The sequence below is a fragment of the Bacillus sp. JJ675 genome (assembly GCF_036963165.1).
GTDB lineage: Bacteria > Bacillota > Bacilli > Bacillales > Bacillaceae > Bacillus > Bacillus glycinifermentans.
This window is the reverse complement of record NZ_JBALMR010000064.1, coordinates 67,238-73,943: the sequence shown is the minus strand read 5'-3', so window position 1 is coordinate 73,943 and position 6,706 is coordinate 67,238. Positions and strand designations below refer to the sequence as shown.

General features: G+C 48.7%; 6 protein-coding genes and 1 pseudogene. 3 read left to right on the top strand and 4 right to left on the bottom strand.

The genetic code is table 11. The features are described from left to right. Nucleotides 1-133 precede the first annotated feature (133 nt). Together V7126_RS17080 and V7126_RS17075 are read left to right on the top strand one after the other, a co-directional pair. A complete protein-coding gene (locus tag V7126_RS17080; RefSeq protein WP_335497865.1) occupies nucleotides 134-1,888 on the top strand; it encodes an ABC transporter ATP-binding protein in 1,755 nt (584 codons plus the stop codon). Further along, nucleotides 1,885-3,906: an ABC transporter ATP-binding protein gene (locus tag V7126_RS17075; RefSeq protein WP_175077147.1), complete on the top strand. Its 2,022-nt coding sequence runs from the start codon at nucleotides 1,885-1,887 to the stop codon at nucleotides 3,904-3,906. The genes V7126_RS17080 and V7126_RS17075 overlap by 4 nt, the downstream gene beginning before the upstream one ends. Before the next feature lie 10 nt (nucleotides 3,907-3,916). Here the strand turns inward: V7126_RS17075 and V7126_RS17070 are convergent. The 3 genes and pseudogenes from V7126_RS17070 to V7126_RS17060 form a co-directional block, all read right to left on the bottom strand. After that, nucleotides 3,917-4,536: pseudogene (locus V7126_RS17070) on the bottom strand (NAD(P)-dependent oxidoreductase). Nucleotides 4,537-4,560: 24 nt separating this feature from the next. Beyond that, a complete protein-coding gene (locus tag V7126_RS17065) occupies nucleotides 4,561-4,704 on the bottom strand; it encodes a hypothetical protein (RefSeq protein WP_164918138.1) in 144 nt (47 codons plus the stop codon). Nucleotides 4,705-4,823: 119 nt separating this feature from the next. Next, nucleotides 4,824-5,024 carry an alpha/beta-type small acid-soluble spore protein gene (locus tag V7126_RS17060; protein WP_046129751.1) on the bottom strand — a complete coding sequence of 67 codons (201 nt, stop codon included), beginning with the start codon at nucleotides 5,022-5,024 and terminating at the stop codon, nucleotides 4,824-4,826. 221 nt (nucleotides 5,025-5,245) lie between these two features. Between V7126_RS17060 and V7126_RS17055 the strand changes: the two genes are divergently transcribed. Further along, nucleotides 5,246-5,467 (top strand): hypothetical protein, encoded by a 222-nt coding sequence (locus V7126_RS17055; RefSeq protein ID WP_335497861.1) that lies wholly within the window; start codon nucleotides 5,246-5,248, stop codon nucleotides 5,465-5,467. 37 nt (nucleotides 5,468-5,504) lie between these two features. Here V7126_RS17055 and V7126_RS17050 read toward each other — a convergent pair whose 3' ends face one another. Beyond that, a complete protein-coding gene (locus tag V7126_RS17050; protein WP_335497860.1) occupies nucleotides 5,505-6,611 on the bottom strand; it encodes an ABC transporter ATP-binding protein in 1,107 nt (368 codons plus the stop codon). Nucleotides 6,612-6,706 lie beyond the last annotated feature (95 nt).

The window sequence follows — 6,706 nt, the reverse complement described above, 5'->3', positions numbered from 1 at the left end:
TTTAGGGGAGCATATCAAAACAGCCGGGTTTTCGAATATTTCAAAAGGAGGAATGGGTTATGCCACATGTTAGACGCGAGATCAATGACTGTAAGGAAAAGCTTGAAGGCGGTTAAAAAAGGAGTGGATATCAATGTTTTCCGTATTATGGAAGCTCGGCTGGTTTTTTAAAAACGCATGGCGGCGCTATACGATCGCGATCGTCCTGTTGTTAATCGTAAATGTACTTGAGATGTTTCCGCCGAAACTGCTCGGAAACGCGATTGACGATATGCAGTCAGGCGCTTTTTCGCCGATGCGAATGTTCGGTTATATCGGTTTATTGATCGGGCTCTCGCTCGTTGTTTACACGCTCTCATACAACTGGATGTATCAGCTGTTCGGCGGGGCGAATCTGATCGAAAAAATCCTCCGGTCAAAGCTGATGGGGCATTTGTTAAAGATGACGCCCCCGTTTTACGAAAAGAACCGAACAGGGGATTTGATGGCGAGGGCGACAAACGATTTAAAAGCGATTTCGATGACGGCGGGTTTCGGAATATTGACGCTTGTGGACTCAACCATGTTTATGCTGACGATTCTGTTTACGATGGGATTTTTGATCAGCTGGAAGCTGACGCTTGCATCGATCATTCCCCTTCCGTTGATGGCTGCGGCGATCAGTATATACGGAGGAAAAATTCATCAGCGTTTTACAGAGGCGCAGAAAGCGTTTGGCGATCTAAATGATCAGGTGCTTGAATCCGTATCAGGTGTACGGGTGATCAGGGCATATGTTCAGGAGAAAAACGATGTCAGGCGGTTTAACAGCATGACGGCCGATGTTTATCAAAAAAACATGAAAGTCGCGCTGATCGATTCGCTGTTCGAGCCGACGGTGAAGCTGCTTGTCGGAATCAGCTATTTAATCGGTTTGGGGTATGGGGCTTACCTTGTATTCCGCAGCCAGCTTACGCTCGGGGAGCTCGTCTCCTTCAACGTATACTTGGGGATGCTGATCTGGCCGATGTTCGCGATTGGCGAGCTGATCAATATTATGCAGAGAGGGAATGCATCGCTCGACAGGGTAAATGAAACGCTTCGCTATCAGCCTGATGTGAAAGAAGCACCGCATCCTGAAACTGCAGAACCCGGAGATATCGTCTTTGACAAGGTCAGTTTTACGTACCCACGCTCAAGCTCGCGCAATCTTTCGGGGATTTCATTCACGGTTTTAAAGGGACAGACCGTTGGAATCGTAGGGAAGACGGGGAGCGGAAAAACGACATTGATCAAACAGCTTTTGCGACAGTATCCGGAAGGGGAGGGGACGATCAGCATTTCCGGTGTGCCGATCGGGCGTCTGCCGCTTGATGAGCTGTACAGCTGGATCGGATACGTGCCCCAGGATCATGTGCTGTTTTCAAAAACGGTAAAAGAGAACATTTTATTCGGCGGATTACGGGCAAAAGAACAGGAGGTAGAGGACGTGATTCGGGCCGCCCATTTGGAAAAGGATATTGAGCTTTTATCCGAGGGGCTTGAAACGATGGTCGGCGAGAAGGGAGTGGCATTATCAGGCGGACAAAAGCAGCGGATTTCGATTGCGAGAGCGTTGATCGCCAACCCCCATATTTTAATTTTGGACGATTCGCTGTCAGCGGTGGATGCGAAAACGGAAGCGGCGATTATCGAAAACATCCGCCAGAATCGGAAAGGAAAAACAACCTTTATTACCTCGCACCGTATGTCAGCGGTCGAGCATGCCGATTTCATCCTTGTCCTGGAGGGCGGCAAAATCTTAGAGCGGGGAACGCATGAAGAGCTGATCGAAGGGAAAGGTTGGTATTTTGAGCAGTATGAAGCACAGAAGCTGTCTTCAGGGGAAGAAGGGGGGACTGTGGCATGAAGACCGGAAAACGGCTTTTTCAATATGCACTTTCTTATAAACGCATTTTGATCTGCGCCCTCTTGATGCTCGCGGTGGCCGTCGCAGCCGAACTGACAGGGCCGATGATCGGCAAAAAAATGATTGACGACCATATTTTAGGGATTGAAAAACCGTGGTATGAAGTCTCGGAAAAGAGCGAGTATACAGTTTCCTATAAAGGAAAGGAATACGTCAGGGAGGACAGAGCAGATTCAACGCTTAACAAGCGGAAGGAAGTCCGCGTTTTCCAAGTCGGCATGGCATATTATTTCGTAGATGAGGCCGTCCCTTTTGATGGAAAAAGGACGGCAGAGGACGGAGCATTGCGAATCACGGGCGGAGGACAGACTGAATCCTTTCCGGCCGTCCGGCTGTCGGCGTCTGAAGTTTTCTCGTTTTATGAACCTGAAATCAAAGGGCTTTTATCGCTCGTATTGCTGTACCTCGGACTTCTCATCGTCTCGATCTTTTTTCATTACGGGCAATTCTATCTTTTGCAGATGAGCGCCAACCGCATTATTCAGAAGATGCGCCAGGATGTTTTTGCCAACATTCAAAGGCTGCCTGTCCGCTATTTTGACAATTTGCCGGCCGGCAAGATTGTCGCGCGGGTAACGAATGATACGGAAGCGATCCGCGACCTGTACGTTACCGTCCTGTCGACGTTTGTGACCAACATGATATATCTGGCCGGGATTTTTGCAGCCTTGTTCATGCTTGATGCCCGACTTGCGGCCCCCTGCCTGATCATATTGCCGCTGATTGCGGTTTGGGCGGCCTTCTACCGCAAATTTGCGTCAGGCTTCAATCATAAACTCAGATCGATCAACAGCGAGATTAACGCCAACATGAATGAGGCGATTCAAGGAATGCCGATCATTCAGGCATTCCGCCGCCAAAAGGACATCATGCGCGAATTTGAAGAATTAAACGACAGCCACTTTCGTTATCAAAACAAAATGCTCAATTTGAATTCGCTGATGTCGCATAACCTTGTCGGCGTTCTGCAAAAAGTCATGATCGCTGTTTTAATCTGGTACTTCGGAGGAGCTGCGCTCAATGCAGAAGGGATGATTTCGATCGGCGTTCTTTATGCATTTGTCGATTACGTGACCCGGCTGTTTGAGCCGATTACCGGGATCGTCAACCAATTTCCGAAGCTTGAGCTTGCAAGGGTATCATCTGAGCGTGTATTCCGGCTTTTGGATGAACCGGGTGTCGATGTTGGAGAAACGAGCGGAGACAGCGTGAAAGGGCATGTTGTGTTCGAGGATGTCTCATTTCGGTACGGCGATGACGGTGAATATGTATTAAAAAACATTTCGTTCGAGGCGAAACAGGGTGAAACCGTTGCCTTGGTCGGTCATACGGGATCAGGCAAAAGCTCGATTATGAACGTTCTTTTCCGCTTTTACGATATCCAAAAAGGCGATGTCAAAATCGATGGAACAAGCATTTATGATCGGCCGCGGCAGGACATCAGACAGCATATGGGCATCGTGCTTCAGGACCCCTACCTGTTTGCCGGTACGATTGCTTCGAATGTCAGCCTTGAGAATGAAGAGATCACAAAAGAGCAGATTGAAGCCGCATTAATGCATGTAGGGGCTGACAAACTGCTTGCCCATTTGCCTAAAGGCTTTGACGAGCCGGTTATTGAAAAAGGCAGCACCCTCTCCTCGGGGGAGAGGCAGCTCATTTCATTTGCAAGGGCGCTCGCCTTTGATCCGGCCATTCTCGTGCTGGACGAGGCAACGGCCAATATCGATACCGAAACAGAAGCCGTGATCCAAAAGGCGCTTGACGTTGTCAAAAAAGGGCGCACGACCTTTATCATCGCCCACAGGCTGTCAACCATCAAAAACGCTGATCAAATTCTTGTGCTTGATAAAGGGCAAATCATCGAAAAGGGCAACCATGAGGAGCTCATGAAACAAAAAGGGCAATATTATCAAATGTATGAGCTCCAAAAAGGCCGGGGAACGCTTGTGGGGTGAGCCCCGGCGTTCAATAAGCCAGTCCGGCCCGTGCGCGGATAAACCGGCCGCTTTCAAGTTGCGTGTAAAGAAAGTGGGCGTGTCGCCGGTTGTAATCTCTTTTCCATTGATCGGCAAGAAATCACGCTCAACCCGGTACCTTTCACTTGCCGGACCATCGGGAAGATAGGTCGGGCAGACGTTTGTCCAGTCCAGATCTGTTTTCACGAGGCGCTCATACACGTCGGCATGCTCTTTTGCCGCACGAGTTGAGCGCCTTTTTGATTCATTTGATTCAAAGCGGTAAAGTGACGGATGTTGCCTCGAATTTAAAATTCCGGCGGTTCCGATTGTGATCAGCCTTTTTTTGTTTTGTTCATTCATGGCGCGTATAATGTTTTGGGTGGAGACGGTCAATGTATCGTCTCCATCTGTATTTAAACAGCTGACAACGATGTCGGCTTCTCTTATTAAAGTTTGAACGTCATCCGGGTTTCTTGCGTTTCCCGAAAGCGTCCGGCAGCATGTATTCGGCAGATTTGGATGCTCTGAGCGGACAAGAGCGTAGACGGAATGTCTGCCGTCTGCTGCAAGCCGATTTAGAAAAGCTCGTCCGACACGGCCTGTACCTCCAAAAAGCGCAATCTTCATGACGTATCCCTCCCATTTGGTCTATCATACGTCAGATCGGCCGAAAGAAAAAGTCCAAGGAAAGCGATAAGCCGCATAAAACGGCCGAATATTGACGACATATTCGTGCAAGAGGGAAATCCCGACAAATTGAAGCAGTTCCCAGTTTATGCTTGCGACAAGCTGCATGCCGACTCCTCCTTTCTATCAGCATATGAAAACCAGAGAAGACGGGTGCGGGATTTTCCCATGCAAAAAGAAGGTGCAAGAGTGCACCTTCTGCTTTAGCCATGATATGAAGTTGATGATTATTGTTGTCCGCCCATAGAAGCTTGAGCTTGAGCAACGAGACGTTTTGTAATTTCTCCGCCGACGGAACCGTTTGCGCGTGAAGTTGTTTCAGCGCCAAGGTTTACGCCGAACTCGGAAGCGATTTCGTTTTTCATTTGATCGATCGCTTGAGCGGCTCCGGGTACAAGCAGCTGATTTGAAGAATTTTGGTTAGCCATTCTTTTCAAACTCCTTTATCAATTAGTGTGGTTGGGCCGGCTGGATTTGCACCAGCTTGCGGCTGAAAGCCGCTGCCTCTCTGGCTGAGCCCAATGCTGCCTTGTACTACGTATTATGATGGATTGGAGCGAAATCCATGCATAAATCAATCTGGTAAATGTTGAAAGGTGAAATTTAATCGGAAGGGGCAAGCTAAGGGAAAAAGCAAGGAGGATGCCACATGTGTCCTGTGTGCAATGGAATGCTGGCCGAGGCAAGGGTTTGCCCGAGGTGCGGCAGCGAAATGGCCGATACCGGGAGAGTGACCGATTTTTACGGCCCTTACAGCCCGTATATGGAGTTTGATTCTTTTATGCAGAAAGAAACGAGCTGCATTCATTTATATACATGCCAAGACTGCTCTTACGATGAAAGGGTTGAAATTGAATTGACCGAAGGATAGCGGGTGCTAAGCTTCGGTCAACTTTATTTCCTGTCCGTCATCCTTCAGAGCGGATGCGGAGCTCTGTTTCTTTATCAAAGAAGTGCGATTTATTCATGTCAAAAGCAAGAGCAAGCGTATCGCCTGCCTGGACGTCGGTCCGCGAATCGACCCTTGCGATGAACGGCTGGCCGCCGGCCTGGGAGTAAAGCATTGTTTCGGCGCCCATCAGTTCAGCAACTTCAATAGCTGCATCGATTTTTGACTCCTTCGAGGCTTCGATGAAGACTGGCTCGTCATGAATGTCCTCAGGCCTGATGCCCATGATGATTTCTTTTCCGACGTAGCCTTTCGCGCGCAAAATTTTCATTTTCCCTTCAGGAACAAGAACGGAAACATCGCCGAATGTAAAGGTTTTTTCCGTGAGCTTGCCGGTGAAAAAGTTCATTGCCGGAGAGCCGATAAAACCGCCGACAAACACGTTTTCCGGGTTTTCATAGACCTCTTTCGGAGCGCCGACCTGCTGGATGACGCCGTCTTTCATGACAACGAGCCTCGTCGCCATCGTCATCGCCTCTGTCTGGTCATGCGTGACATAGATCGTCGTCGTTTGCAGGCGCTGGTGGAGCTTGGTGATTTCTGCGCGCATCTGAACCCGCAGTTTGGCGTCAAGGTTTGATAAAGGCTCATCCATCAAAAACACTTTGGCGTCGCGGACGATGGCGCGTCCCAATGCGACCCGCTGGCGCTGGCCTCCGGAAAGCGCCTTCGGCTTTCTATCCAAATACTGTTCAAGGCCTAAAATTTTGGCGGTTTCATGAACCCGTCGCTTGATTTCATCCTTCGGAAATTTTCTAAGTTTTAAGCCGAACGCCATATTGTCGTAGACGTTCATATGCGGATAGAGCGCATAATTCTGGAACACCATCGCGATGTCGCGGTCCTTAGGAGCGACATCATTCATCCGCTTTCCGTCGATGGTGAATTCGCCTTCCGTAATTTCTTCAAGGCCGGCAATCATTCTGAGCGTTGTCGATTTTCCGCAGCCTGAAGGTCCGACAAACACGATAAATTCTTTGTCTTCTATATGAAGATTAAAATTGTCCACAGCTGTCACTTTATTGTCGTACACTTTGTAAATCCGGTCCAGCACAAGCTCTGCCATGTTTCTCCCCCTTTTTATGTAAGCGCTTTTATTTGTTTTCAGTTTATAAAATTGAATCATTCGTGTAAATGGACATGATGCACAATTTGGATTCG

Bases quoted from the DNA above. Each gene is read 5' to 3' on its own strand.
- V7126_RS17080 (WP_335497865.1), top strand. From the start codon at position 134: ATGTTTTCCGTATTATGGAAGCTCGGCTGGTTTTTTAAAAACGCATGG.
- V7126_RS17075 (WP_175077147.1), top strand. From the start codon at position 1,885: ATGAAGACCGGAAAACGGCTTTTTCAATATGCACTTTCTTATAAACGC.
- V7126_RS17065 (WP_164918138.1), bottom strand. From the start codon at position 4,704: ATGCAGCTTGTCGCAAGCATAAACTGGGAACTGCTTCAATTTGTCGGG.
- V7126_RS17060 (WP_046129751.1), bottom strand. From the start codon at position 5,024: ATGGCTAACCAAAATTCTTCAAATCAGCTGCTTGTACCCGGAGCCGCT.
- V7126_RS17055 (WP_335497861.1), top strand. From the start codon at position 5,246: ATGTGTCCTGTGTGCAATGGAATGCTGGCCGAGGCAAGGGTTTGCCCG.
- V7126_RS17050 (WP_335497860.1), bottom strand. From the start codon at position 6,611: ATGGCAGAGCTTGTGCTGGACCGGATTTACAAAGTGTACGACAATAAA.